This window comes from Actinoplanes sp. NPDC024001, assembly GCF_040638955.1.
Classification (GTDB): domain Bacteria; phylum Actinomycetota; class Actinomycetes; order Mycobacteriales; family Micromonosporaceae; genus Actinoplanes.
The window spans coordinates 1-23979 of the sequence record NZ_JBEZZB010000158.1; the positions used below are offsets into that span (position 1 = coordinate 1).

Genomic DNA, 23979 nt, shown 5'->3' on the forward strand with positions numbered 1-23979 from the left:
CGGCCGCGTGGGCGGGTTGGCCGACGGCCTGGGCGGGTTGGCCGACGGCCTGGGCGGGTTGGCCGGCTGCGAGGGCGGGTTGGCCGGCTGCGAGGGCGGGTTGGCCGGCTGCGAGGGCGGGTTGGCCGGCGGCGAGGGCAGATTCACCGGCCGCGTGGGCGGGTTCGCCGGCCGTGAGGGTGGCGGAAGCCGGGGAGGCGGGCAGCGCGGCCGCGGGGACGGCGAACAGCGTTGCGGCCAGTGCCGCGAGGATCCGGGTCACGGCCAGCGAGCTCCCGCCTCCAGGCGCCGGTCGAGCAACTGTGCCAGCGGCATCGGCTCGCCGTCCCCGCCGCCCGCGCCCACGATCATCCGGGGCATGCTGGGGGAGAGGTCGGCGCCGGCGAACCGGGCACGCAGGGAGGCCGGGACGGTCAGGATGTAGTACTCCCCGTCCTCGCCGACCGCCACCGAGCGGTCCGACTTCAGGTACCAACCCCGGACCGTCGTCCTGTAGGTGGAGCGGCCGTCGAGCGTGCGGGCGGTCAGCGTGTGCGGCTCGAGCCCACGCTCGGCGGCGCGGCGGACGAAGTCGTCGAGCAGCCCGGCGGCCTTGCGGGCCTCCGCGGCCCGGTCGGCCTCCAGCGCCGCGGCGCGGCCGGCCACCGCCCGCCGCTGCTGCTCCCGCCAGGCGGCCTGCTCGTCCTGCATGGCGCCGACCCTAACGTGAACCCCGGCCCGTCGGCCAACCGGGCTTTGCCGAGGATTCCCGCACTAATACCGGTGTCCCTATTCTGATAAGGCGCTGGAAAGAATTGCCGGATCGCGGCGGGGAGTTGCGCAGTACGCGGGTGGCGAGCCAGACTGGGCGCGGTTGATTAATTTCTCTCGGGAGTCGTTATGGCGCGGCAGGTAATCACCACCCTGATCGACGATCTGGACGGCAAGAAGGCGGATCGGACCGTTGAGTTCAGCCTCGACGGCGTCAGCTACACGATCGACCTTTCCGAGGCCAATGCCGGAAAGCTGCGTAAGGCTCTGGACCCGTACATCAACGCGGGGACTCGCCTGGGCCGGACCACCGGCCGGATCGCGTCCCGCAGTGGCGCACCGGTGCGGACCGCGGGTTCGCGCGACGAGAACCGGCTGATCCGCGAGTGGGCGATCCGGAACGGGCACAAAATCTCCGAGCGGGGCCGAATTCCGCAGGAGGTCAGCAACGCGTACCGGGCGGCGCACAGTCGCTGATTCGCCCGATGCGGCCGTGCCGGTGCCGCGCCACCGGCACGGGGCGCACCCGCGCCGGTGATCTCCGTGCGACACGAAGCGATAACTGTCGGTGAAATCTCGCGCGTCCGAATTGGAATGGCACCGGCTAATAGGTGCCGATAAAAGCTAGCCCCGGAGCCGGGGAAGCTTCCCGGCCACCGCCTCGAGCACCTTCTCGTCCCCGGTGTACCAACTGGACTGTCGCGGCCAGTGCGTGATGACGTCGGTGAACCCGAGTTCCGCCGCCCGGCCGACCGCGTCCTCGAACGCGTCCACGCTGCTCATCGAGTAGAGCGGCGACGTGTCCAGATTCAGGTAACGGTCCATCGAGTCGCGCGGGCGGCCCTCGGCGTTCAGCACGCCCTCGAACCGGTCCCGGTATTCCGCGACCGAACGCCACCACTGCTCGGGCGTCTCCACGTTGTGCTCGCCGGTGGTGACCCAGCCGGTGCCGAACCGTGCGGCCAGCCGCAGCGCCCGCGGGCCGTTGGCGGCGACCACGAACGGCGGCCGGGGCTGCTGGACGGGGCCGGGTGTGCTGCGGGCGTCCACCGCCGAGAACCAGGAACCGGACCAGGTGGTGGCCGGCGCGCCCAGGATCCGGTCGAACAGCTCCAGGAACTCGGCGAAGCGGTCCACCCGCTGCCGCGGGGTCAGCTCGGCGGCGCCGAGCACCGCCGAGTCGAACCCGATGCCGCCGGCGCCCAGCCCGAGGATGAGCCGGCCGGCCGAGATGTCGTCCAGCGCGAGCGCCTCGCGGGCGAAGTGCACCGGGTGCCGGAAGTTCGGCGTGGCCACGTAGGTCCCGAGGCGGATCCGGGAGGTGACCGTGGCGGCCGCGGTCAGGGTCGGCACGGCGTCGAACCACGGGCCGTCGACCAGGTCGCGCCAGCCGAGATGATCGTAGGTCCAGGCGTGGTCGAAACCATATTCCTCGGCGAGCCGCCACCGCCGGCTCGACTCGGCCCAGCGCTGGTCGGGGAGGATCGCGATGCCGATACGCACCGGCGAAGCGTACCGGGCTCAGCCGGCGGAGCGGAGGCCGTCCTGCGAGTCCCTGAAGCCGGCCGCCGCGGCCTCGAACGCCTGCAGGGACCGGACCAGCTCCTGCTGCGCCTCCGGGGGCATCCGGTCGAGCACGTCGGCGAGCGCCACCCGCCGGCGCTCCCGCAGATCGGCGAGCAGGCGCCGGGCCGCCGGGGTGACCAGCAGCCGCACCTCGCGGCGGTCGCGCGGGTCGGCGACCCGGCGCAGCAGGCCGGTCGCCTCCAGCCGGTCGCAGAGCCGGCTGGCGGAGGACGGCACCACGCCCAGCGACTCGGCCAGGCGGCTCATGTTGGTGTGCCGGTTGCCGGCCACGATGGTGAGCACCCGCAGCTGGGCGGGCGGGACGGCGGGGCTCTGCGCCAGTCTCGCCCGATCGAGGACGGCGACCAGCGACTCCACCGACGCTTCGACCGTCGTGGCGACTTCGGTGGCGCGCTCCATGCCGTTACCCCGTTGTTAGAGTCGCGGACCCGTGAGCCTGTACCTCTACCCCGGACTCAGCGCCGCCAATCCAGGCAGACCGTGACGGCGTCGTCCTCCGGCTCCGCGCCGGAGTGGTAGTCGCGCAGACTCCGCATCACGGTACCGACCGCCTCGGTGGCGGGTTGGAGCCGCGTCCGGCGAAGTGCGCTGAGCAGGGCGGACTCGCCGAAGGCGCGACGGCCCGAAGGGGCGGCCTCGTGCACGCCGTCGCTCACCACGAGCAGCCGGTCGCCCGGTTCCAGGTCGAAGCGCTGGATCTCGTAGTGCGCCTCGCCGAACATGCCGAACGGCAGCTGCTGCTCCAGCTCGACCGCTTCCACCCCGCCGCGGCGGGCGACCAGGCAGCGCGGCGACCCGGCGTCGACCGCGGCCACCGCGCCGGCCACCAGGTCGATCTGCAGGAGCAGGGTCGACAGGTGGGCGCCGCCGCCGTGCCGGGAGTGCACCGCGTCGGAGGCCAGCTCGGCCTGCTCGACGATGTCGGCGCCGCACCGGCGGGCGTTGCGCATGGCGTTGACCGCCAGCGAGGTGAGCAGGGCCGACTCCATCCCGTCCCCGAAGCCGTTGAGGACGGTCAGGGTGAGCCGGTCACCGTCGAGCGACCAGTCGAAGTGGTCGCCGCGGACGTCGTACGCCGGCTCCAGCTGCCCGGCGACCAGGAAGCGCTCGTCCGCGAGGGAGCGACCGGGAAGCAGGTCCCACTGCAGCTCGGCGGCCATGGTGAGCCGCGCCCGCCGCTGGGCCCGCCGGTACCGGTCGGTGACGGTGCCGGCCGCGCGCAGGGCGGTCGCCAGGTCGTCGGCGTGTGCCGCCAGCTCCTCGGTGAGCTCCGGCTCGGGGCGTGACGGCAGGTCCAGGCGCAGCACGCCGACCCGCTCACCCCAGCAGTTCAGCGGCAGGTGCAGCCGGGTGGCGCCGGTCGCGGTGGCCTGGGTGTCCGGTCGCTGGCTGCCGAGGCAGCGCAGCACGGCCGGTTCGGTGTCCGGCCCCGGCTCGCCGAGCAGGGGACAGAGGGAGGAGAGTGTCAGGTCGGGGACGTAGACCTCCACCCGCTCCGCCCCGTAATGGCGGCGCAGGTGGTCGGCGGCCACCTCGGGGAGCCGATCGGGTGGCGCGGAACGCAGCAGGACGCCGAGAGGGACCGGGCGGTCGGACACTGACACAACTCCTTCCTCAGGCGGCAGGTATTTGTTATACGGCAACGAATTTTGCGCCGGACAGACCCTACGGGTCCATCCGGCGCGAGGTGGACCCTCAGGCGAACGATTTCTCGAAGTGGATCAGACTTCCGCTGCGCGGGCTCGACTGCATGCGTACGTTCTCGCCGAGCGCCTTGATCAGGAAGAGACCGCGGCCCCGCTCGCTGTTCGGCGACGGTGACGCGGCCGCATCCGCACTCGGGTCGAAGCCGTCGCCCTCGTCGACCACGTCGATCGAGCAGCGATCCTGACCCACGTCGAGATGCACCTCGAAGCTTTCCGCTCCGGTGGCGTGCTTCACGACGTTGGCACAGGCCTCGGTGAGTGCGATCTCCAGATCGGCGCCGGCCTGGCGGTCCACTCGAAGGACCGACAGTGCGCAACGCAGCAGCCGGCGCACGGCGGGGACGCTGTCCACCTCGCGGGGAAGGTTGAGCCGGACCGACATGCGCATGGCACTTCTGTGCCCGATCCACCGTTGCGCTAACCGTGAGGCTCGAACGCTCTCCCCGAAACGTGTTATCCATGGTCGCTGTGCCCGTCTCCTTTGCCAGGTGGAGACGTGCATGCCCAGGAAAGGCGGAACCATGGCTCGACAATCCGACACCGCGACGGTGATCGCCGCCCGGGCCGGCGACCCGGCCGCGGTGGACCGTCTGGTGGCCGGGCACCTGCCGCTGGTCTACACGATCGTCGGTCGGGCGCTGGAGGGGCACGCGGATGTCGACGACGTGGTCCAGGAGGTCATGCTGCGGGTCCTGCGCAACCTGGGCGACCTGCGCGAGCCGGAGGCGTTCCGGTCCTGGCTGGTCGCCATCACGGTGCGCCAGGTGCGGGAACGATTCCGGGCCCGGCCGGCGGCGGTCCCGCTCGACCCGGAGCTGAGCGACCCCGGCGCCGACTTCACCGACCTGGCGATCACCCGCCTGGAGCTCTCCGGCCAGCGCCGGGAGACCGCCGAGGCGACCCGCTGGCTGGACGAGGAATACCGCGAGCTGCTCGCGCTCTGGTGGCTGGAGGCCTCCGGTGAACTGACCCGCGACGAGATCGTCGAGGCCACCGGCGTCGGCCGCCAGCACGCCGCGGTGCGCATCCAGCGGATGAAGGCGCAGCTCGAGACCGCCCGCGCGGTGGTCCGGGCGCTGCACCGCACACCCCGCTGCCCCGACCTGATGGTGCTGCTGGACGCCTGGGACGGCCGGCCCGGCCCGCTCTGGCGCAAGCGCATCGCGCGGCACAGCCGCGACTGCCGGCACTGCGCGCCGGCCTGGCAGAACCTGGTCGCGGCCGAGAAGCTGCTGGCCGGCATGGCTCTGGTCCCGCTGCCCGACACCCTCACTGCCCTTTCCGGTACGGCGAAAGCCGCCACCACGGCGTCGGCCACGGCGAAAGTGGGTGGAGCGGTGATGCAGAAGGTGCTCGTCGGCGTGCTGGCAACCGCCACGGTGGCCGGTGGCGGGGCGGCTGTCGTCGCGTACCGAAGCCCGGCGGAGCCGGTCAATGCCGCCGTGATCGCCGCGCCCACCGTGTCCCGCTCGGTGGCCGCGCCGGCAAGCTCGCCCACCGCATCGCCGGCGCCGTCGCTGTCGCCCTCCGCCCTGCCCTCCCCCTCACGGTCCGTGCCGGCCTCCCCGTCGCGGTCCGCGGCCGCGCCCGCTCCGGTCGAGCGCTCGGCGAAGAAGGGCGCCGGGGTGTGGAAGTTCGCCGGGTCGAAGGGTGCGCTCAAGGACGTCGGCGCGTCCTGGTACTACTCGTGGGCGCCGCACGACGACGAGGTGCCCGGCCCGGCCGGTGTCGAGTTCGTGCCGATGATCTGGGGCAAGGCGAACGTCACCGACGCCACCCTCAAGCAGGCGAAGGCCGAGGGTGACGGCGTGCTGCTCGGCTTCAACGAGCCGGACCTGGCCGAGCAGTCGAACATGAGCGTCGAGGACGCGCTGGCCGCCTGGCCGCGCCTGGAATCGACCGGGATGAAGCTGGTCAGCCCGGCCGTCGCGTTCGGCGGGGACACCCCCGGCGGCTGGCTCGACCGGTTCATGACCGGCGCCGCGGAGAAGGGCCTGCGGGTCGACGCGATCGCCCTGCACTGGTACGGCTCCGATTTCAGTCCCGCCGCGGTGAATCAGTTCCTCGGCTACGTCGACGCCGTGCACAAGCGGTACGGCAAACCGATCTGGGTCACCGAGTTCGGCCTGATCAACTTCAGTGGTGCGCCGAAGTATCCGAGTGATGCGCAGAAGGTCCGGTTCATCAAGGGCGCCACCGCCGGCCTGGAGAAGCGCTCGTTCGTCCAGCGGTACGCCTGGTTCGGTCTGCCGGCCGTCGGGGACAGCGTGGACTTCGGGCTGTACCGGGACGGCAAGACGCCCACCGAGGCCGGGAAGGCCTACCGCGCAGCGGGTTAGGCTGCCTTCATGATTCGGTTCGGGTACAAGGCGTCGGCGGAACAGTTCGCGCCGGCTGAACTGCTCAGGTACGGCATCCTCGCGGAGGAGCTCGGCTTCGACTCGGTCTTCGTCAGCGACCACCTCCAGCCGTGGCGGCACGACGGCGGTCACGCCCCGGCCGCCCTGCCGTGGCTGGGTGCGCTGGCCGCGCGTACCGAGCGGGTGCTGATCGGCACCAGCGTGCTGACCCCGACCTTCCGTTACCACCCGGCCGTGGTCGCCCAGGCCTTCGCCACCCTCGGCTGCCTCGCGCCGGGCCGAGCCGTCCTCGGCGTCGGCTCCGGCGAGTCGCTCAACGAGGTGCTGCTCGGCACCGAGTGGCCGGACGGCAAGGAGCGCTTCGCCCGCCTCAAGGAGGCGGTGCTGCTGATCAAGAAGCTCTGGGCCGAGGACCGGGTGACCTACGAGGGGCAGTTCTACAAGACCGAGAACGCCACCATCTACGACAAGCCGTCCTCGCCGGTGCCGATCTACATCGGCGCGTCCGGCCCGGCGGCGACCCGGCTGGCCGGGCGGATCGCCGACGGGTTCATCACCACCAGCGGCAAGGGGCACGGGCTCTACACCGACACGCTGCTGCCGGCCGTCACCGAGGGCGCCGAGAAGGCGGGTCGCAAGATCGACGACCTGGACCTGATGATCGAGGTCAAGGTGTCCTTCGACGCGGACCTGGAGCAGGCGCGCAACGACACCCACTACTGGGGTGCGCTGGCCCTGTCGCCGGAGGAGAAGACCGGCGTCGAGGACCCGATCGAGATGCAGCGCCTGGCGGACGCGCTGTCGGTGGAGCGGACCGCCACCCGGTGGATCGTCTCGTCCGACCCGGAGGAGCACGTGGCCAAGGTCGCGGAGTATCTGGACATGGGCTTCAAGCACCTGGTGTTCCACGCGCCGGGGCCGGATCAGGAGCGTTTCCTGCGCCTCTACGCCGGCGAGATCCTGCCGCGCCTGCGCTCCCACTCCGCGTGAGCCTGTGATGTGCGGAGCCGGGGCGCGCCGCGCACCCGGCTCCACACCGAAGTCAGGGCTGGCGGGGGCGGGGTACGGCGTGCAGGTGCCCGCCGGTGCGCGGGCCGGCCGGCCCGGTCGCCTCGCCGTTGATCACGCGCAGGTTGGGGCGTCCCTGGACCCGGCGCTGTCCCGCCTCGGCCTCGACCCGGTTGTCCCGCCACCGCCGCCGGGTGAAGGGCTCCCCGTCGGCCCGCCGGTTGGCGACACCCGCGAACCGGCGATCGGCGCCGAAGTCGGCGTGCCGCCGCTCGCCGTGCCGGCGTTCCCCGCGACGGCGCTCGACGAACCCGGGATTACCGGGGATCGCCCCACCGCGCTGACGGTCCGAGCCGGCCACGAGGCGGCGGGAGTTCGGCGCCGGCCAGCTCGCGGCGTTGTCGGCCGGGTGCCGGTCCGCGGTGGGCGGGACGTGCGGCATGTTGATCATCGAGTGCTGCGGCGCGGACGAGCCGGTCAGGACCACGATGCTCTCCGGGGTGCCGGCGCGGGACGCGCGGCGCTGCTCGGCGTACTCGGCGACGAGAGCGCGCACCGCGGGGAGCAACGGCGGCCCGGCTGGTGCGTACGCCCGGGTGGGCAGCTCGGCCACGTGCAGGCCGGCAGTCGTCGTGCGGACCGTGAGCAGCGGCTCGACCTCCGGGCCGTCGCCGGGGACCGGCTCGGTGCCGGCGACCCGGGGCAGGCCCAGCCGGCCGGCGGTGTCGCGCCAGAAGGCGCGGTACCCGAAGCCGGGATCGGTGGGCCGGCAGCCGAAGAGCACGCTCATCACCCAGAGCAGAACCACGTCCGTGCACCGGCTGAGCAGTCCGGCGTCCGGCCCGGCCGGCTCGCCCGGCCCGGTCAGGCGCCGGGAGCCGTGGATCACGTCGGCGCCGTCGCGCAGGGCCGCCACGAAACGGGGCACGTCCGCCGGGTCGCCGGTGCCGTCGCCGGGCACGGTGACCACCACGTCGCCGGTGGCCGCGTCGACGCCGCAGGCCAGGGCGTTGCCCACCCCGTCACGGGTCTGCCGGATCACCCGGGCGGCCCGGGGCAGCGCGCGGGTGGTGTCGTCCCCGGGGCCGACGACCACGATGATCTCGTGCACCGGGGGGAGCGCGGCAAGCAGCACCGGCAGCGTCTCGCCTGTGCCCGCCGGAATCACCACGCTCACGGAGGGTGATGCCGGGCGGTCACCGGGTTGACCATGAACTGTCATCTGGAGCGGCTCCCCGGCTCGACGTCGGTGCCTGTCAAGCTACCGGCCTGCACCGCTGCGGCAACCGGCCAGACGGTTGATGGTGATCACCTCAGCGGCCCAAGATCGTTCCCGTGGTGACCCGATCACTCTGCGTATGCAGGGGTAGGGTGATCGATGTGAGACTCGGCCTCCACATCTCCAAGTTCACCTGGCCCGACGGCGCGCCCCGTCTCGGGCCGACCCTCGCCGAGATCGCCTCGGCCGCGGACCAGGCGGGGTTCGAGCGGATCAGCGTGATGGACCACGTGTGGCAGATCAGCGTGAACGGGCCGCCCGAGCTGGAGATGCTGGAGGCCTACACCACGCTCGGTTTCCTGGCCGCGCACACCCGCCGGGCGAAGCTGCTCACCCTGGTCACCGGCGTCACCTACCGTGACCCCGGCCTGCTCGCCAAGGCGGTCACCACGCTCGACGTGCTCTCCGGCGGCCGGGCCATCCTCGGCATCGGCGCCGCCTGGAACGCGGACGAGTCTGCCGGCCTCGGGCTGTTCTTCCCGCCCACCAAGGAGCGGTTCGAGCGCCTGGAGGAGACGCTGCGGATCTGCCGGCAGATGTTCGACGGCGACGAGACACCCTTCCACGGCGCGCACTACCGGCTGGACCGCCCGCTCAACTCGCCGCCGGCGCTGAGCCGGCCTCGGCTGCCGATCCTGGTCGGCGGCGCCGGGGAGAAGAAGACGCTGCTGCTGGTCGCGAAGTACGCGGACGCCTGCAACCTGTTCGCCGGCCCCGATCTGCAGCACAAGCTGGACGTGCTGAAACGGCACTGCGACGCGGTCGGCCGGGACTACGACGAGATCCAGAAGACCATTCTCTACCGGTTCCCCGAGGACACCGCGGAGCTGATCGAGGCGGCCCGCCGGTTCGCCGCGATGGGCATCTCGGTGCTGCACGGCGGCGTGACCGACGCCTGGGACGTGCGGCGGTTCGACCGGTTCCGTGACGAGATCGTGCCGGCCCTGGAGGAGATGTGAGCGAGATCAAGGCGGTCGTCTTCGACCTGGACGGCGTCATCATCGACACCGAGGAGGTCTGGGAGGAGGTCCGCCGGGCCTACGTGGCCGAGTTCGGCCGCGAGTTCCTGCCGGACAGCCAGGACCGGATGATGGGGATGAGCACGGGGGAGTGGTCCGCGCACCTCGCCGACGAGGTCGGCGTGCCGCGCTCCGCGGAGCAGGTCGCGAAAGACGTGCTGGACCGGATGGCCGCCCGTTACCGGGAGGCGCTGCCGCTGATCCCCGGCTCGGTCGACGTGGTCCGCGCGCTCGGCGCCCACTACCGGCTGGCCCTGGCCAGCTCCTCCGCGCGGGTCCTGATCGACCAGGTGCTGGCGACCGCCGGCCTGACCGGTGCGTTCGAGGTGACCCGCTCCACCGAGGAGGTCCCGCGGGGCAAGCCCGCGCCGGACGTCTACCTCACCGTCGTCGAGCAGCTCGGGCTCACTCCGGCCGACTGCGTGGCGATCGAGGACTCCAGCAACGGGCTGCGTGCGGCGGGCGCCGCCGGGCTCACCGTGATCGCCGTGCCGCACGGCGTCTACCCGGCCGCGCCGGACGCGCTGGCCCAGGCCAAGCTGGTGGTGGGCGGCATCACCGAGGTGACACCGGAGGCGGTCGCCGCCCTGGTGTGAAAGATCTTCGATTCGGGTATCTGCGGGCCACTTCTGTGGAGGTGAGCCCGTGGACGGACTCCGGCTCGACGTCGGCTTCGTCGATTACCTGATCCTCGCGATCTATTTCGTGACAGTCCTCGGCGTCGGTTTCGCCGCTCGCCGGGCGATCAAGAGCAGTGCCGACTTCTTCCTCTCCGGGCGCTCGATGCCCGCCTGGGTGACCGGATTGGCCTTCATCTCGGCCAACCTGGGCGCCCTCGAGGTGATCGGGATGTCGGCCAACGGCGCGCAGTACGGCATGATGACGGTCCACTACTTCTGGATCGGCGCCGTACCGGCGATGGTCTTCCTCGGCATCGTGATGATGCCCTTCTACTACGGATCCAAGGTCCGTAGCGTCCCCGAGTTCCTGCGGCTGCGATTCAACCGGCCGACCCACCTGTTCAACGCGGTCAGTTTCGCGGTGGCCCAGGTGCTGATCGCCGGCGTCAACCTGTACGCCCTGGCCCTGATCCTGCAGGCCCTGCTCGGCTGGCCGCTCTGGTCCTCGATCGTGGTCGGCGCGGTGATCGTGCTGGCCTACATCACGCTCGGCGGCCTCTCCTCGGCGATCTACAACGAGGTGCTGCAGTTCTTCGTGATCGTGGCCGGCCTGCTGCCGATCACCATCATCGGCCTGGTCAAGGTCGGCGGCATCGACGGCCTGTTCGAGAAGGTGCGCCAGTCCCCGCTCGGCGAGGCCGGCCTGCACACCTGGGCCGACACCGGCAGCACCGACAACCCGCTCGGCGCGCACTGGATCGGCATCGTGTTCGGCCTGGGCTTCGTGCTCTCGTTCGGCTACTGGACGACGAACTTCGCCGAGGTGCAGCGCGCGCTGAGCGCCAAGGACATGAACGCGGCCCGGCGTACCTCGATCATCGGCGCCTTCCCGAAGCTGCTGGTCCCGGCGATCACGGTGCTGCCCGGCCTGATCGCGCTGGTCACCGTGCAGGGTCTGGGCGCCGATGAGGGCGACTACATCTACAACAACGCGATTCCGCTGCTGATGCGCGATCTGCTGCCGACCGGTGTGCTCGGCGTCGCGGTGACCGGTCTGGTGGCGTCGTTCATGGCCGGCATGGCGGCCAACGTGAGCGGGTTCAACACGGTCTTCACCTACGACATCTGGCAGACGTACGTCCGCCGGGGCCGCAGCGACGGCTACTACCTGCGGGTGGGCCGGATCGCGACGATCGCCGGCATCTTCGTCGGCATCGGCACGGCGTTCATCGCCGCCGGCTTCGACAACATCATGAACTACATCCAGGCCCTTTTCTCGCTGTTCAACGCTCCGCTGTTCGCCACCTTCATCGTCGGCATGTTCTGGAAGCGGATGTCGGCGTGGGCCGGGTTCTGGTCGCTGCTGCTCGGCTTCCTCGCCTCGCTGACGCTCTACATCCTGCACCTCACCGACACGGTGCACTTCAACTCGGACCTGGAGGAGAGCTTCTGGGGCGCGGGCCTGGCCTTCGTCACCGCGGTGGTGGTCGCACTGATCATCACGCCGTTCACCCCCGGCAAGCGTGACGACGAGCTGCGCGGTCTCGTCTACGGGCTGGGCGGCCCGACCACCTCCGGCGAGGTGATCATCGCCTCCGAGAAGGTCTGGTGGCGCAACCCGGTCCTGCTCGGCTTCATCGCCCTGGCACTGGCCGTCCTGCTGTACATCCCCGTCTGGTGAGGAGTCCGGAGATGACCGACGACAAGGATCAGGAGAAGGTGGCAACCGCCGCTCGGCTCTTCGACGTACGAAGCGTGATCGGCGGCCTGTTCGTGCTCTACGGCCTGATCGTCACGCTGATCGGAATCTTCGACAGCGGGGCCGACCTCGACAAGGCCGAGGGCATCCGGATCAACCTGTGGATGGGCATCTCGATGCTCGTCTTCGGCCTGCTGATGCTGCTCTGGCTCAAGCTCAACCCGCCCACGCCGCCGCGTGAGCCGGACGTGGAGGACGAGCTGCCGCCGGACGAGCGGCGAGTCTGATGGCCGGGACGGTGCCCTCCGGGTGCCGTCCCGTTGCAGCACCACCGCGAATCGTCAAGACCGCCACCGGCCCGACCGATAACCCGGGCATGAATGCTCTCAGCTCAATCAGCCGCCTGGCCGGCTCCGGTGGTGGTCGCGGCGCCGGATGGCAGGTCCAGCTACGCGTCGACTACGTCGTCAACCGGGTCATGGAGACCCACCGTGGTCAGTCCGAGGACATCGTGAAACAGGCCATCCACGACCAGCTCCGGGTTTTCGGGGTGGTCCCGAACAAGCGTCAGGTGGCCCAGTACGCCAGCGCCATCTCGTCGCTGCCACGGATCCCGCCGATCGGCTGATCGTCATCGAGCCGGGAAACGCAGGATCCGGTCGTCGCCGTCGCGCCGGTCGCCGCGGCCGTCGGTGTTCGATGTGGTCAGCCACAGCGAACCGTCCGGCGCCACGGCGACCGTGCGCAACCGGCCGTACTCCCGGGTGAACTTCGCCTCGGCGGTCCCGCCGCCGAGCGGCACCATCCACAACCTCTCCCCGCGAAGGCCGGCGACGTAGAGCGTGTCGCCGGCGACCGCGGCCCCGCTGGGCGACGCCTCCTCGGTGCTCCACTGCACGATCGGGTTCACGTAGCGGTCGTCGTCGCCGCGGCCCTCCACCTCGGGCCAGCCGTAGTTCTTGCCGGCCTCGATGACGTTCACCTCGTCCCAGGTGCTCTGCCCGAACTCGATGCCGTACATCCGGCCCTGACCGTCCCAGGCCAGGCCCTGCACGTTGCGGTGGCCCAGGCTCCAGACCGGGGAACCGTCCCACGGGTTGCCCGGCGCCGGCTTGCCGTCCGGGGTGAGCCGCAGGATCTTGCCGCTCGGGTCGTCCCGGTTCTGTGAGCGCGGCTCGTCGCTGGCGTCCCCGGTCCCGACGTAGAGCATCCGGTCCGGGCCGAACGCGATCCGGCCGCCGTTGTGCCGTGGCCCCTTCGTGATGCCGTCGAAGACCACCTCGGGCGCGCCGTTGTCGCCGAGCTTGAACCGGACGATCCGGTTGTCGTCGGCGGCGGTGAAGTAGGCGTACACCAGCCCGGTCTCGGCATGGTCGGCGGCCACCGCGAGACCCAGCAGGCCGCCCTCGCCGCCGGCGTCGACGCCGTCCACCTGGCGCACCTGGCGCGGTGGCGTGCCGGGTTTCACCTGCAGGATCCGGCCGGTGTCGCGTTCCGCCACCAGCGCGCTGCCGTCCGGGAGGAAGGCGAGTCCCCACGGCACGTTCAGCCCGGTCGCCACCGTCTCCGGTGCGTCCAGGTCCGGGGTGCCGGTGGGCGCGGCCGCGCCCGCGCTCGTCGAGGGCAGCGCCGATGCCGACGGCACCGGTTGCACGGTGGGCGGGGTGGCCGCGCCGTCGGAGGAACAGGCGGTCAGCAGGGCGACACCGGTCGCTGCGAGGGCCAGGCGGGTGGCGGAAATCATCCCTCCAAGGTGCCACGATCGGGCCAGTCCAGCATCGTTTGCCGGATTCGGCGCGGTGTTCCGGCCCAAGATGGGGACCGCGCGGTGCGGTGGCCGCGCAGGGCGGAGATGGGTTTTGCGAGCTTTGGCACGGCCGATCACGGCCGCGATCCTCACCCTCACCACCCTTCTCGGGTACGCGCCACAGCCGGCCGGCGCCGACCCGGGGCTGGGTGTGCCGCCGCGTACCCGGTACGGCAGCACCCCCACCATCGCCTGGGAGCCGTGTCCCGAGGACGAGCGGGCACAGTGCGGGACGATGCGGGTCCCGGCCGACTGGACCGTCCCGTACGGGCCGCAGATCGACGTCTCGCTGGCCCGCCGCCCGGCCGCCGACCCGTCCCGGCGCCTCGGCGTCCTGATGGTGAACCCCGGCGGCCCCGGCGCCTCGGCGGTGAACCTGGCCCTGGACAGCGAGTTCTTCAGCACCGAGGTGAGCGAGCGGTTCGACATCATCGGGCTCGACCCGCGCGGGGTCGGCCGCAGCTCGCCGATCCTCTGCGACCAGAAGCTGGTCGACGAGAAGCCGTCCCCGATGGCGACGACCGAGGCCGAGTTCGGGCGGATCGCCACCTTCAACCAGCGGCTGGCCGCGGACTGCGCGTCGCGCAGCGGGCCCGCCTTCCATCACGCGGACACGATCAGCGGGGTGCGCGACCTGGAGGCGGTGCGCGTCGCCCTCGGCGAACCGAAGATCAACTTCTATGGCGCCTCGTACGGCACCCTGCTCGGCCAGCTCTACGGCGAGATCTACCCGCAGCGGCTGCGCGCGCTGGTGCTGGACAGCGTGATGGACCACAGCGTCGGCATCGACGACTTCCTGGGCCAGTCGGCCGGCGCCGCCCAGGCCGCCTTCGACGAGTTCGTCGCCTGGTGCGCCCGGGACACCCGGTGCGCGCTGCGCGGCCGCGACATCAAGGCGCTCTGGGCCGGCCTGATGCGCCGGGCCGCGGCCGGGACACTGGTGGATCCCTACGACCCGCCGGCCAAGCTGCGCGTCTGGGACCTGATGTCGGCGGCGTTCAGTGCCTTCTACGACCCGCAGTGGTACTCCTTCGCGCACTACCTGAAGGAGGCGGATCAGCCGGTCCCGGCCGGGCGGCGCGGCCGGACGCCGGTCGACCTCACCCCGCACAGCTTCCCGGCCGTGGTCTGCCAGGACTGGCGCCTGCCGGTCGACGGCTTCGCCGGATATCGGGAGCGGCTGCGGGACCTCGCGAAGAAGGCACCGCAGATGCTCGCCTCGCCGCTGGCCCTGACCGCGGTGGCCGGGTGCCTCGGCTGGCCCGGCACGCCGGTCAACCCGCAGCGTGCGATCCGGCCGGCGGACGGTCCGGTGCTGCTGGTCAACGCGCGGTTCGACCCGGCGACCGCGTACGTCTGGGCCCAGCAGGTCACCCGGAAGCTGGGACCGGCCGCGCGGCTGCTCACCTATCGCGGCTGGGGGCACGTCACGTACTCGCACAGCGAATGCGTGAGCGGCGCGGTGGATCGTTATCTGTTCGACCTGACCCTGCCCGCCACCGGGGCGAGCTGCCCGGCCGTCGAACCGGAACCCTACGGGGTCGGGTAAGGCTGTGCCTGCCCCGCGGCGGAAAACAGAAGGCAAACCGTATCGGTCCGGTTGTGCCGTGACCGGAACCCCGGTAGGCAGGGAATTGACAACCGACACTGTCCTACCTGGAGGGCGAATGCGGTTCCTGCCCGCGCTGACAGCGCTGTCACTGACCACCCTGGGGGTCGCTGTCGCGTCCCCACCGGCGACCGCGGGCGGGAGCACGGCCCTCGGGCCCACCGCCACCGGATACGGCGGCGCGGTCGCCACCGTCGACGCCAACGCCACCGCGATCGGCCTGGACGTGCTGCGCCGTGGCGGCAACGCGGTCGACGCCGCCATCGCGGCCGCCGCCGCCCTCGGGGTGACCGAGCCGTTCTCGGCCGGCATCGGCGGTGGCGGCTTCTTCGTCTACTACGACGCGAAACGCCGCTCGGTCTCCACCATCGACGGGCGGGAGACCGCACCGGCCTCGGCCACCGAGAGACTCTTCATCGACCCGGCCGACGGGCTGCCCTACGACTTCGCCGAGGCCCGGGTCAGCGGCCTCTCGGTGGGCGCGCCCGGCACGGTCGCCACCTGGGAGTCGGCCGCCCGCAAGTGGGGCACCCGGCCGCTGTCCCGCCTGCTCCAGCCGGCCGCCGACCTGGCCGACCGGGGTTTCACCGTCGACGCGACGTTCCGTCAGCAGGTCGCCGACAACGCCGCGGCGTTCGGCCAGTTCACCTCGTCCAGCGAGCTCTACCTGCCGGACGGCGCCCCGCCGGCGGTCGGCAGCACCCAGCGCAACCCGGACCTGGCCGACACCTACCGGCTGATCGCCAAGAAGGGCACCGGGGTCTTCTACCGCGGCGCGATCGCTGAGGACCTGGTCGAGACGGTGCAGAACCCGCCGGTCGCCGACGACCCGATCGGCACCTGGGCGTACCCGATTCGGCCCGGCGCGCTGACCGAGGCCGACCTGGCCGGTTACCGGGTGCGCTACCCGGACCCGGTCCGGTCCGACTACCGCGGGCTGACCGTCTACGGCATGAACACGCCGTCCAGCGGCGGGACCGCGGTCGCCGAGGCGCTCAACATCATCGAGAAGGGCCTGCCGAGGTCGTCCGGCACCACCGAGAAGCTGCACTACTACCTGGAGGCGTCGGCGCTCGCCTTCGCCGACCGCAACCGCTACGTCGGCGCGAACACCCCCGACCGGGTCATCCGGCGGCTGACCTCCGACCGGTGGGCCGGGCAGCGCGAGTGCCAGATCGACCCGGGCAAGGCGCTGACCAAGCCGGTGCCGCCGGGTGACATCACGGCCCGCGGCTGCACCCCCGCCCCCGCCGGCGGCCCGGCCGAGCAGGGTCAGAGCACCACGAACCTGACCGTCGCCGACCGCTGGGGCAACATCGTCGAGTACACCTTCACCATCGAGGCGACCGGCGGCAACACCATGGTGGTGCCGGGTCGCGGCTTCATCCTCAACAACGAGCTGACCGACTTCAACTTCGCGCCCACCCAGGGCGACGCTCCCGACCCCAACCTGCCGGGCCCGGGCAAGCGGCCGCGCAGCTCGATGTCGCCGACGATCGTCTTCGCCGACGGCAAGCCGTTCCTGGCGCTCGGCTCGCCGGGCGGCGCGACCATCATCACCACCGTGCTCCAGTTGCTGATCAACCGGATCGACCTGGGCATGACCCTGCCGGAGGCGATGGCCGCGCCGCGAGCCTCGCAGCGCAACACCGCCGGCATCCAGGCCGAGCCGGCCTTCCGCGCCCGGTACGGTCCGGCGCTCACCGCCCTCGGCCACACCTTCGCCGCCGACGTGCCGGAGCTCGGCGCGGCGACGGCCATCGAGTTCACCCGGCGCGGCGGCTTCATCGCCTCGTCCGAACCGTCCCGCCGCGGCGGTGGTGCGGCCGCAGTGGTCCACCCCCGCTGACGTAACCGCGGATCAGTGGGTCAGGGCGATGGTCAGAGCGCCGGCTCCGACCATCACCCCGGCCCACAACCGGTCGACGTTGAACCAGGCCCGGCGCAGGATGCTCAGCCCGACGAACTGGTAGACGGCCCACCCGCAGGCCGCCATCACGGCGAACATGCCGACCGTGTGGATCGCGGCCGCCGCCAGCCCCTCCAGCGCGGTTCCCGCACCGGACGGCATGGCGTGCCCGGCGTGCCCACCGGGCAGCGCGGTGGTGGCCAGCACCGGCAGCAGCATCAGGCCGGCGCCGTGCGCCGACGACATCAGGAACGACCAGCCGGTCAGCTGCGCCGCGTTCAGCCGCATCCCGGCCCACCGGAAGTGCCGCTCGGAGAGCAGCCGCCACAGCCCGAACCCGACCAGAACCAGCCCGCCCACGATGCCGACCACGTTAGCCGCGACCACCGACCGGGTCGCCGACACCACCGCCGCGACGATCGCGACCGAGGCGAGATGCCCAGCCGCGATCGGCGGCAACGACCGCACGAACACCGTGCGGCTGCGTTCCTGCATGCCGCGGGCCACCGCGAAGAGCCAGCCCATCGCGGGGTTCAGCCCGTGGAACGCACCCAGCGCGAGGAGCGCGCCATAGTGGGTCCAGGTCACTGCGACGGGAAACAGTACGAGTCGGACGACGCGTCCCCACCCTGCAACCGGGTCTGGTGCACCCGCAATCCGCGGAACTCGTCACCGTGCGGGAAGAACCGCGGGTCCAGCGTGAACGCGTCGTCGGTGACGTCGACCTTGGCCAGCCAGGCGCCCACCCCGTTCGGGTAGAACTGGTCGTCCCACGCGCCGTACAGCGAGTTGGTCACGTAGACCCGCTTGCCGTCCCGCGACACCTCCACCATCTGCGGGCCACCGGCGAGCGCCTCGTCCGGGAAGGACGGGTGCGGTGTGCGCCGCACGATGCCGCCCAGGTGCACCGAGCCGGCCTCGACCGGGTGGAACGGGTCGCTGACGTCGTACCGCTTCAGCTCGCCGGTGCCCCAGCAGCTGACGTAGAGGTAGCGGTCGTCGACGCTCAGGTCGATGTCGCTGACCAGCGGCGGCACGGCGGAGAACGGCTGCAGCGCGGGCGGCAGCTCGGACGGGTCGGCCGGCTCCGCCGGGATGTCGATCACCTTGGTCACCCGGAACTCCCCATCCGACCGCCCCGCCGCCAGCCCTGACCGGCCTGAAGGCTCTTCATCCTCTCGGTGCCACAGCCAGATCGAGGCGGACAGGTCCTCCACGCTGACCACCACGCCGACGAACCCGTAGGTCTTCGCCGGGTCGTGCGCGGGGCGAAGTTCGAGCGTCATCTGGTACTGGTCGCCGAGGTCGATCGTCTGGGCCAGGGTGCGCTTGGCCAGGTCCCAGAAGTGGATCCGGTGGCCGTATTTGCGGCCCAGCAGCAGCTCGGGGACGAGACCGTTCTCGACCATGCTCGGGGTGCCCCACTCCGAGGAGACGAGCACGTCCTGCGTGAGGTGCCACCAGAAGTCGTACGCCAGCTCCTGGTCGCCGCGGTCGGCCTCCCACTGCCCCCGTACCTCGAAGGTGGTGTGGTCGAGGACGGCGATGCCGCCGGGTCCGTCGCTGCCCTGACCCGCGCCGAGCGCGGAGATGTAGATGCCGTCCGGGCCGCAGTGGACGGTGTGCGGCCGCGAGTAGTTCGCCTTGCCGGCCAGCTCCTCGGCGGAGATCTCCTTGACCACGCACGGGTTGCGCGGGTCCTCCTTGGTGTCCAGCACGTAGATCCGCGACGACCGCAGACCGGGAACGATCAGGTAGCGGCGTTCCACGTGCGGGTGCGGCGCGGTCGGGCAGAGCGCGCTGCTGCACGCGTTCCAGCCGAAGTGGTGCAGCTCGTCGCCGGTGTGCGGCAGGTCGGTCCAGCCGACCACGGTGCCGTACCCGGCGGACCCGGGATCCGTGTCGACCACCGCGATCGCGTCCGGCCGCTCGGCGGTGCGGTCGAAGGCCGCGATGTACGCCAGCTGCTCGGCCGGGGCCTCCGCGGCATCACGGGGGGAGGGATAGAAGCTGGGATCCGGGGTCCATCGCGTCATGAGCTCATCCTCGTCCCGACCAGAAGATCGTGACCAGGGTCACAACTGTCAACGTCCTGTCAACGAGCCTCCAGCGGCAGGCGGATGAGCACCGTGGTGCCGGCGTCCCCGCCGGTCAGCTCGATGCTGCCGTGGTGCTTCTCCACCACGGCCCGGCTCAGCGTCAGGCCCAGCCCGCTGCCCGGCAGGGTCCGATCGTGACCGCGGGCGGTCCGGTAGAGCCCGGTGAACATCTGCTCCCGCTCGATGCGCGGCACGTCGCCGGCCGCGTCCGAGACCGCCAGCTCGGCGGCGCGCCCGGTGCTGCGCAGCGTCACCCCGACGTGGCCGCCGTCCGGGCTGTACCGGACCGCGCTGCCGAGCAGGTTCTCCACGATGTGCCGCAGCCGGTCCCGGTCGCCGGGGACGATCAGCTCACCCGGCAGGTCGGCGTCGATCACCACCGGCGCGCCGTCGATCGCCACCCGGGTGCGGTCCACCACGTCCCGCACCACCTCGGCCAGGTCCATCGGGGTACGGCGTACGTCCGCGTGCCCGGCGTCCAGCGCGGAGAGCTCCAGCAGCTCGTTGATGATCTCCCGGAGCTGGTTGGTGTTCCGCTCGATCACCGCGATCAGCCGCGGCCCGTCCCGGACCAGGGTCTCCTCGTCCGCCTCGCGCAACAGCTCGGTGTACGCGCTGATCGAGGTCAGCGGGGTGCGCAGCTCGTGCCCGATCAGGGCCAGGTACTCGTTCTTGCTGCGGGTCAGCTGCCGCTGCAGGTCCTCCACCCGGCGCCGCTCCACGAACTGCCCCAGATGCGCGGCGATCCCGGACATCAGGGCGACCAGCTCCTCCTCCGGATCCTCCACCGCGTCCGCGAACACGGTCAGCACCCCGATCGTCCCCGACCCGTCGTGCACCGGGATGGCGAGGGCGGTGTGCAGGCCCGCGGCAGCCATCGCCGGCGAGATCAGGCTCTGCGGGCGGCCCACGTCGCGGATCCAGAGCGGCTTGTCCACCTGCCAGGCACGGCCGGCCAGCCCCTGCCCGTACGGCAGGAACTCCGGCACCACGATGTCGGCCGGCCAGCCCGGGGCGCTCCACCGCGCCGCCGGCCGGATCGCCCCCTCGTCGACCGTCCACAGCTCGGCGTGCACCCAGTCCAGCGTCGCCACCACGGCCTCGAGAACGCGCGGCCCGGCCGCCTCGATGCACGGGGCCTCCGCCAGCGCGGTCGTCACCGCCAGCTCGCAACTGCGGAACCGTTCCGCCCGCCGCTGCCGGGTCACGTCCTGCACCGCCTGCACCGCACCGATGACCCGGCCGTTCAGGCCGTGGATCGGCTGGGCGTCCATCAGGAAATGCCGGGTACGCCGGCCCCGCCCCTCCAGCGCCACCGGCTCGTCGCGGATCCGCTCCCCGCGCAGCGCCCGGTTCAGGCCGAGATCGTCCCTGGTCAGCGGCGACCCGGTGGCGTCGGTCAGGCCGGACGCCAGGTCGGTGCCGTCACCCCACAGCCGGCGCATCCGCTCGTTGACGAACACGATCCGGCCGGACGCGTCGCAGGCGGTCACCCCGTCGTGCAGGCTGTCCAGCACCGCGTCCAGGAAGCGGTGCTGCTGCTCCAGCTCGTACCGCGCCAGCTGCTCACCGATCAGCAGGGTGGCCACCTCGGCCGCCTCGGCCACCGCGGTGATCTGCTCCGGGGTCCACTCCCGCGGCTGATGGTCGTAGGCGCAGCACACCCCGAGCACCAGCCCGAACCGGTCGTGCACCGGATAGCCCAGATAGGCGCCGCCATCCGACCGCAGGATGCCGTCCGGCACCCGGTCGTCCGCCTGCGCGTCGCTGATGATCAGCGCGCCGCCGGTGCGGATCACGAGCCCGCCCAGCGAGTTGTCCAGCCCGGTCTCGGCGACGACCTCCCAGTCGGCCGAGATCCCCCAACTGCCGTAGAGCCGCAGCCGCGACCCCTCGACGAACTGGATGCACGCGCTCGGCACCTGCGCGGCCCGGGCCACCAGCGCCGCCAGCTGGTCGGCGGAGCCGCTGGTCAGCACCCCCCGGTGCAGGATCGGCCCGGCCGCCTCCGCGAGCGCCTCCCGAAAGATGCCGGCCCGGGCAGCCGCCGGCGAGCCGGGACGCTCGTCGACGGCTGTCCCCCCGTAAGGCTCAGCCGGGCGCGCGAATGCCGCGGCCTCCGCCGCAGGCGCCCCTTGGGACCGCCCGGCGCCGTCGCCGGGGTCATCTCGCCGCATGGCCGACCTCCACACCTCAGGGTATGGCGCAAAAACCCTGAAAGCGGCGAATTGTCAGAGCTTGCGCCGCCCGTTCCGTGTGAAGTTGAGGCGCGCTCGCCCCGGTCAGGCTCGTTCGTACCGCAAATCGGTGATCGGCCGGCCTGCTGCCGTGCCGCGCTGCTCGAACTTGGTTCTCGGCCGCCCGTGCGGCGCCGCCGCGAGGCGGCGCAGTTCCGGATCCGCGTCCAACGTTTCCGCCATCGCCACCGCGTATTCCGGCCAGTCGGTGGCGCAATGCAGCACGCCGCCGGGCCGCAGCCGCTCACGCAGCAGCGCCACATTCCCCGGCTGAATCAGGCGCCGTTTGTGATGCCGGGCCTTGGGCCACGGATCGGGAAAGAAAACGTGCACCGCGTCGAGCGCCCCCGGCGCGATCCGGTGCACGAGTTGCATCGCATCCCCGTGCGCGACCCGCACATTGGTCAGGCCGAGCTCACCGGCGAGCGCGAGCAGATTCCCGATACCCGGCGTGTGCACTTCGACGCCGAGAAAATTCCGGCCCGGCTCCGCCGCGGCCATCGCCGCAGTCGCGTCACCCATGCCAAAACCAATTTCCAGTACGACCGGAGCGGAGCGCCCGAACAGTTCGGCAAGGTCGAGGGCGCTCCGATCGCCATCGGTGACCGTCAGCCCGAACTTCGGCCAGAGCGCCGCGTGCGCGTCGAAATGGCGGGCACTCATCCGCCCACGCCGCGGATGAAATGTGCGGATGGGGCGCGCTGCGGCTGTCTCGGTCTCACTCATGGCGGCCCCACGATACGACCGTCCCCACCCACTCACGAAATCCCGCGCCCGGTTGCGTGTCCTGACCACCGCGGTAACCCTCTCAGGTTTTCGCAGCGCTTTCTCCGGCCGGCAACGCAGTGCGCTGAGTCGCGAACCGCAAACTCGGTCACGGCGCGATCCGGCTCCGCCGACCCGCGGCAGAGCCTTCCCCGTCAGCGGGTGAGCGGCTGGACGCTCGGCTGCGATCCGGACCGGAACAGGGCGCGCGACCCGTTCGCGAGACCCACCACCGTCAGCCAGGACCCGCCCGCGTGCTGGCTGGTGACCACGGCCCGGCTCGCGTCGACGTAGGCGAGTTCCCGGTCCATCGTCCCGCCGACTGTCCGCTTCGCGCCGGTCACGGTGTCGTACTCGACCAGGTGCACCGGCCGGCTCTCCGCCGCGGTCTCACCCTCCTGGTACGCCGTGAACGCCAGCTTCGCCCCGTCCTGCCGCCAGGTCGGCACTACTGCGAAGCCGCTGTTCTGGACGCCGCCCCCGCCGTACGCCGCAACGGTCTTCTCCTCCCCGGAAGCGACCGTGCCAACGCTGAGGCAGGCATCGTAGATCGACTCGCAGTCCCCACCCCGGAACGCCACCCGGGTCCCGTCCGGCGACCAGGCCACCGCGTCGTCGGTGCGCAGCCGCTCGTTCAAGGTCGCCCCCGCGGCCCGCCCGCCGGCCCCCGCCGTCTCAGCCGGCAGAGCCTGACCACGGCAGTCCCGCGGGAAGAGCACTTCCGGCTGCGCGCTGCCGCCCGCCGCCGAGATCCGGTAGACGCCCGGCCCTCCGGTGCAGGACAGCGACCCGAACGCGATCCACTTCCCGTCCGGCGACCACGACGGCCCCGCCGCAGCCCGCGTGCTCAGCCGGCGTTGCCCACTGCCGTCCGCCTTCATGGTCCACAGCTGCCCACCCTTCAGAAAGGCAAGCTGCCGCCCATCCGGCGACCACCGCGGCCGGGCATGCCCACCTCCGGTGGTCAGCCGCTTCTCCGAAGCGCCCTTGCTGACGTAGACGTCCCCGCCGCGAACATAGGCCACCAGACTCGGCAACGCCCCCATCTGACCCGCGGCCGGCGTCCCCGCTGCCTGCGTCCCAGTCATCTGCACCTGGGCTCCCGCCGCTTGCGTCCCCGCCGCCTGCGTCCCCGCGGCCTGCGTCCCCGCGGCCTGCGTCCCCGCCGCCTGCGTCCCGGTCACCTGCACCTGGGCTCCCGCCACCTGTGTCCCGGCCGTCGGCGCCTGGCCCACCGCCGCCTGCGCGCCGACCGGCGCCAGCATCGCGGCGCCCGCACCGAGCGCCGCCCCCAGCGTCACCATTCCCGCGATCTTCTTCATGGCCGAACGCCCCCCGAGGTCCTGCCCTTTACGCCTTCCACCAGGAGAAATCGTCGCAACCGGCCCGCACCTAAGTAGTTCCCTCGCCGATACCCACAGAAATCCCACCGTTTCGGCCACCCCACCTCGACCAAACAGCCATCTACCCTCAATCCGCCCGCCGCCCGCCGCCCGCCGCCCGCCGCCCGCCGCCCGCCGCCCGC

At 71.9% G+C, this 23979-nt stretch carries 23 protein-coding genes; 10 read left to right on the top strand and 13 right to left on the bottom strand.

Annotated features, from left to right (window positions below; all coding sequences use genetic code 11):
- Positions 1-262: hypothetical protein (locus tag AB0F81_RS40385; protein WP_360206977.1), on the bottom strand; the 262-nt coding region annotated here is incomplete at its 3' end.
- On the bottom strand, positions 259-690 hold the full coding sequence (locus tag AB0F81_RS40390; RefSeq protein WP_360206979.1) for a hypothetical protein: 432 nt from the start codon (positions 688-690) through the stop codon (positions 259-261). The genes AB0F81_RS40390 and AB0F81_RS40385, both read right to left, overlap by 4 nt.
- Positions 691-879: 189 nt before the next feature.
- Between AB0F81_RS40390 and AB0F81_RS40395 the strand changes: the two genes are divergently transcribed.
- Complete coding sequence (locus AB0F81_RS40395) at positions 880-1227, top strand: Lsr2 family protein (protein WP_360206982.1); 348 nt, start codon at positions 880-882, stop codon at positions 1225-1227.
- Positions 1228-1374: 147 nt separating this feature from the next.
- Here the strand turns inward: AB0F81_RS40395 and AB0F81_RS40400 are convergent, their stop codons facing one another.
- The 4 genes from AB0F81_RS40400 to AB0F81_RS40415 all read right to left on the bottom strand — a co-directional run bounded on the left by AB0F81_RS40400 (position 1375) and on the right by AB0F81_RS40415 (position 4431).
- Positions 1375-2253, bottom strand: coding sequence for an LLM class flavin-dependent oxidoreductase (locus tag AB0F81_RS40400; RefSeq protein WP_360206985.1), 879 nt, complete (start codon positions 2251-2253; stop codon positions 1375-1377).
- A gap of 18 nt (positions 2254-2271) precedes the next feature.
- Positions 2272-2736, bottom strand: a complete 465-nt coding sequence (locus AB0F81_RS40405) for a MarR family transcriptional regulator (RefSeq protein WP_360206987.1) — start codon at positions 2734-2736, stop codon at positions 2272-2274.
- A 56-nt stretch (positions 2737-2792) separates the two neighbouring features.
- Positions 2793-3941: a PP2C family protein-serine/threonine phosphatase gene (locus tag AB0F81_RS40410; protein WP_360206990.1), complete on the bottom strand. Its 1149-nt coding sequence runs from the start codon at positions 3939-3941 to the stop codon at positions 2793-2795.
- A gap of 91 nt (positions 3942-4032) precedes the next feature.
- On the bottom strand, positions 4033-4431 hold the full coding sequence (locus AB0F81_RS40415; RefSeq protein ID WP_360206993.1) for an ATP-binding protein: 399 nt from the start codon (positions 4429-4431) through the stop codon (positions 4033-4035).
- Between the two features lie 133 nt (positions 4432-4564).
- Here AB0F81_RS40415 and AB0F81_RS40420 point away from each other — a divergent pair, with 133 nt between their 5' ends.
- Positions 4565-6382 carry a sigma-70 family RNA polymerase sigma factor gene (locus tag AB0F81_RS40420; RefSeq protein ID WP_360206995.1) on the top strand — a complete coding sequence of 606 codons (1818 nt, stop codon included), beginning with the start codon at positions 4565-4567 and terminating at the stop codon, positions 6380-6382.
- Between the two features lie 9 nt (positions 6383-6391).
- The gene (gene fgd, locus AB0F81_RS40425; protein ID WP_360206998.1) at positions 6392-7393 is read left to right on the top strand and encodes a glucose-6-phosphate dehydrogenase (coenzyme-F420); all 1002 of its coding nucleotides are present in this window, start codon (positions 6392-6394) and stop codon (positions 7391-7393) included.
- 52 nt (positions 7394-7445) lie between these two features.
- Here the strand turns inward: fgd and AB0F81_RS40430 are convergent, their stop codons facing one another.
- Positions 7446-8582 (bottom strand): glycosyltransferase family 2 protein, encoded by a 1137-nt coding sequence (locus AB0F81_RS40430; protein ID WP_360207001.1) that lies wholly within the window; start codon positions 8580-8582, stop codon positions 7446-7448.
- Positions 8583-8791: 209 nt separating this feature from the next.
- Here AB0F81_RS40430 and AB0F81_RS40435 point away from each other — a divergent pair, with 209 nt between their 5' ends.
- From AB0F81_RS40435 to AB0F81_RS40455, 5 genes are all read left to right on the top strand, one after another.
- The gene (locus AB0F81_RS40435) at positions 8792-9649 is read left to right on the top strand and encodes an LLM class F420-dependent oxidoreductase (RefSeq protein ID WP_360207003.1); all 858 of its coding nucleotides are present in this window, start codon (positions 8792-8794) and stop codon (positions 9647-9649) included.
- Positions 9646-10305, top strand: coding sequence for an HAD family phosphatase (locus AB0F81_RS40440; RefSeq protein ID WP_360207005.1), 660 nt, complete (start codon positions 9646-9648; stop codon positions 10303-10305). The genes AB0F81_RS40435 and AB0F81_RS40440 overlap by 4 nt, the downstream gene beginning before the upstream one ends.
- A gap of 49 nt (positions 10306-10354) precedes the next feature.
- Positions 10355-12010: a sodium:solute symporter family protein gene (locus AB0F81_RS40445; RefSeq protein WP_360207007.1), complete on the top strand. Its 1656-nt coding sequence runs from the start codon at positions 10355-10357 to the stop codon at positions 12008-12010.
- A gap of 11 nt (positions 12011-12021) precedes the next feature.
- The gene (locus AB0F81_RS40450) at positions 12022-12315 is read left to right on the top strand and encodes a hypothetical protein (RefSeq protein WP_360207009.1); all 294 of its coding nucleotides are present in this window, start codon (positions 12022-12024) and stop codon (positions 12313-12315) included.
- An 89-nt stretch (positions 12316-12404) separates the two neighbouring features.
- Positions 12405-12656 (top strand): hypothetical protein, encoded by a 252-nt coding sequence (locus AB0F81_RS40455; RefSeq protein ID WP_360207011.1) that lies wholly within the window; start codon positions 12405-12407, stop codon positions 12654-12656.
- 3 nt (positions 12657-12659) lie between these two features.
- Here AB0F81_RS40455 and AB0F81_RS40460 read toward each other — a convergent pair whose 3' ends face one another.
- Positions 12660-13772: a PQQ-dependent sugar dehydrogenase gene (locus tag AB0F81_RS40460; protein WP_360207013.1), complete on the bottom strand. Its 1113-nt coding sequence runs from the start codon at positions 13770-13772 to the stop codon at positions 12660-12662.
- 115 nt (positions 13773-13887) lie between these two features.
- Between AB0F81_RS40460 and AB0F81_RS40465 the strand changes: the two genes are divergently transcribed.
- Both AB0F81_RS40465 and ggt read left to right on the top strand, forming a co-directional pair.
- A complete protein-coding gene (locus AB0F81_RS40465; protein ID WP_360207015.1) occupies positions 13888-15384 on the top strand; it encodes an alpha/beta hydrolase in 1497 nt (498 codons plus the stop codon).
- Between the two features lie 118 nt (positions 15385-15502).
- Positions 15503-17293: a gamma-glutamyltransferase gene (gene ggt / locus AB0F81_RS40470; RefSeq protein ID WP_360207018.1), complete on the top strand. Its 1791-nt coding sequence runs from the start codon at positions 15503-15505 to the stop codon at positions 17291-17293.
- 12 nt (positions 17294-17305) lie between these two features.
- On the opposite strand, the gene AB0F81_RS40475 is transcribed toward ggt, so the two are convergent.
- The 5 genes from AB0F81_RS40475 to AB0F81_RS40495 all read right to left on the bottom strand — a co-directional run bounded on the left by AB0F81_RS40475 (position 17306) and on the right by AB0F81_RS40495 (position 23776).
- Positions 17306-17941 (bottom strand): hypothetical protein, encoded by a 636-nt coding sequence (locus AB0F81_RS40475; RefSeq protein WP_360207021.1) that lies wholly within the window; start codon positions 17939-17941, stop codon positions 17306-17308.
- The gene (locus AB0F81_RS40480; RefSeq protein ID WP_360207024.1) at positions 17938-19389 is read right to left on the bottom strand and encodes a selenium-binding protein SBP56-related protein; all 1452 of its coding nucleotides are present in this window, start codon (positions 19387-19389) and stop codon (positions 17938-17940) included. Before AB0F81_RS40480 ends, AB0F81_RS40475 begins: the two co-directional genes overlap by 4 nt.
- Positions 19390-19448: 59 nt before the next feature.
- Positions 19449-21629, bottom strand: a complete 2181-nt coding sequence (locus AB0F81_RS40485) for an ATP-binding protein (protein ID WP_360207026.1) — start codon at positions 21627-21629, stop codon at positions 19449-19451.
- Positions 21630-21734: 105 nt separating this feature from the next.
- Positions 21735-22415, bottom strand: coding sequence for a tRNA (guanosine(46)-N7)-methyltransferase TrmB (gene trmB, locus AB0F81_RS40490; protein WP_360207028.1), 681 nt, complete (start codon positions 22413-22415; stop codon positions 21735-21737).
- A 194-nt stretch (positions 22416-22609) separates the two neighbouring features.
- Entirely contained in the window at positions 22610-23776 is a 1167-nt protein-coding gene (locus tag AB0F81_RS40495) for a hypothetical protein (RefSeq protein WP_360207031.1), read from the bottom strand.
- Between the last annotated feature and the right edge of the window lie 203 nt (positions 23777-23979).

Coding starts and splice junctions, on each gene's coding strand:
- AB0F81_RS40405 (WP_360206987.1), bottom strand. CDS start 2,736: ATGGAGCGCGCCACCGAAGTCGCCACGACGGTCGAAGCGTCGGTGGAG.
- AB0F81_RS40455 (WP_360207011.1), top strand. CDS start 12,405: ATGAATGCTCTCAGCTCAATCAGCCGCCTGGCCGGCTCCGGTGGTGGT.
- ggt (WP_360207018.1), top strand. CDS start 15,503: ATGCGGTTCCTGCCCGCGCTGACAGCGCTGTCACTGACCACCCTGGGG.
- AB0F81_RS40480 (WP_360207024.1), bottom strand. CDS start 19,389: ATGACGCGATGGACCCCGGATCCCAGCTTCTATCCCTCCCCCCGTGAT.
- trmB (WP_360207028.1), bottom strand. CDS start 22,415: ATGAGTGAGACCGAGACAGCCGCAGCGCGCCCCATCCGCACATTTCAT.
- fgd (WP_360206998.1), top strand. CDS start 6,392: ATGATTCGGTTCGGGTACAAGGCGTCGGCGGAACAGTTCGCGCCGGCT.
- AB0F81_RS40450 (WP_360207009.1), top strand. CDS start 12,022: ATGACCGACGACAAGGATCAGGAGAAGGTGGCAACCGCCGCTCGGCTC.
- AB0F81_RS40390 (WP_360206979.1), bottom strand. CDS start 690: ATGCAGGACGAGCAGGCCGCCTGGCGGGAGCAGCAGCGGCGGGCGGTG.
- AB0F81_RS40460 (WP_360207013.1), bottom strand. CDS start 13,772: ATGATTTCCGCCACCCGCCTGGCCCTCGCAGCGACCGGTGTCGCCCTG.
- AB0F81_RS40495 (WP_360207031.1), bottom strand. CDS start 23,776: ATGAAGAAGATCGCGGGAATGGTGACGCTGGGGGCGGCGCTCGGTGCG.
- AB0F81_RS40485 (WP_360207026.1), bottom strand. CDS start 21,629: ATGCGGCGAGATGACCCCGGCGACGGCGCCGGGCGGTCCCAAGGGGCG.
- AB0F81_RS40415 (WP_360206993.1), bottom strand. CDS start 4,431: ATGCGCATGTCGGTCCGGCTCAACCTTCCCCGCGAGGTGGACAGCGTC.
- AB0F81_RS40420 (WP_360206995.1), top strand. CDS start 4,565: ATGGCTCGACAATCCGACACCGCGACGGTGATCGCCGCCCGGGCCGGC.
- AB0F81_RS40395 (WP_360206982.1), top strand. CDS start 880: ATGGCGCGGCAGGTAATCACCACCCTGATCGACGATCTGGACGGCAAG.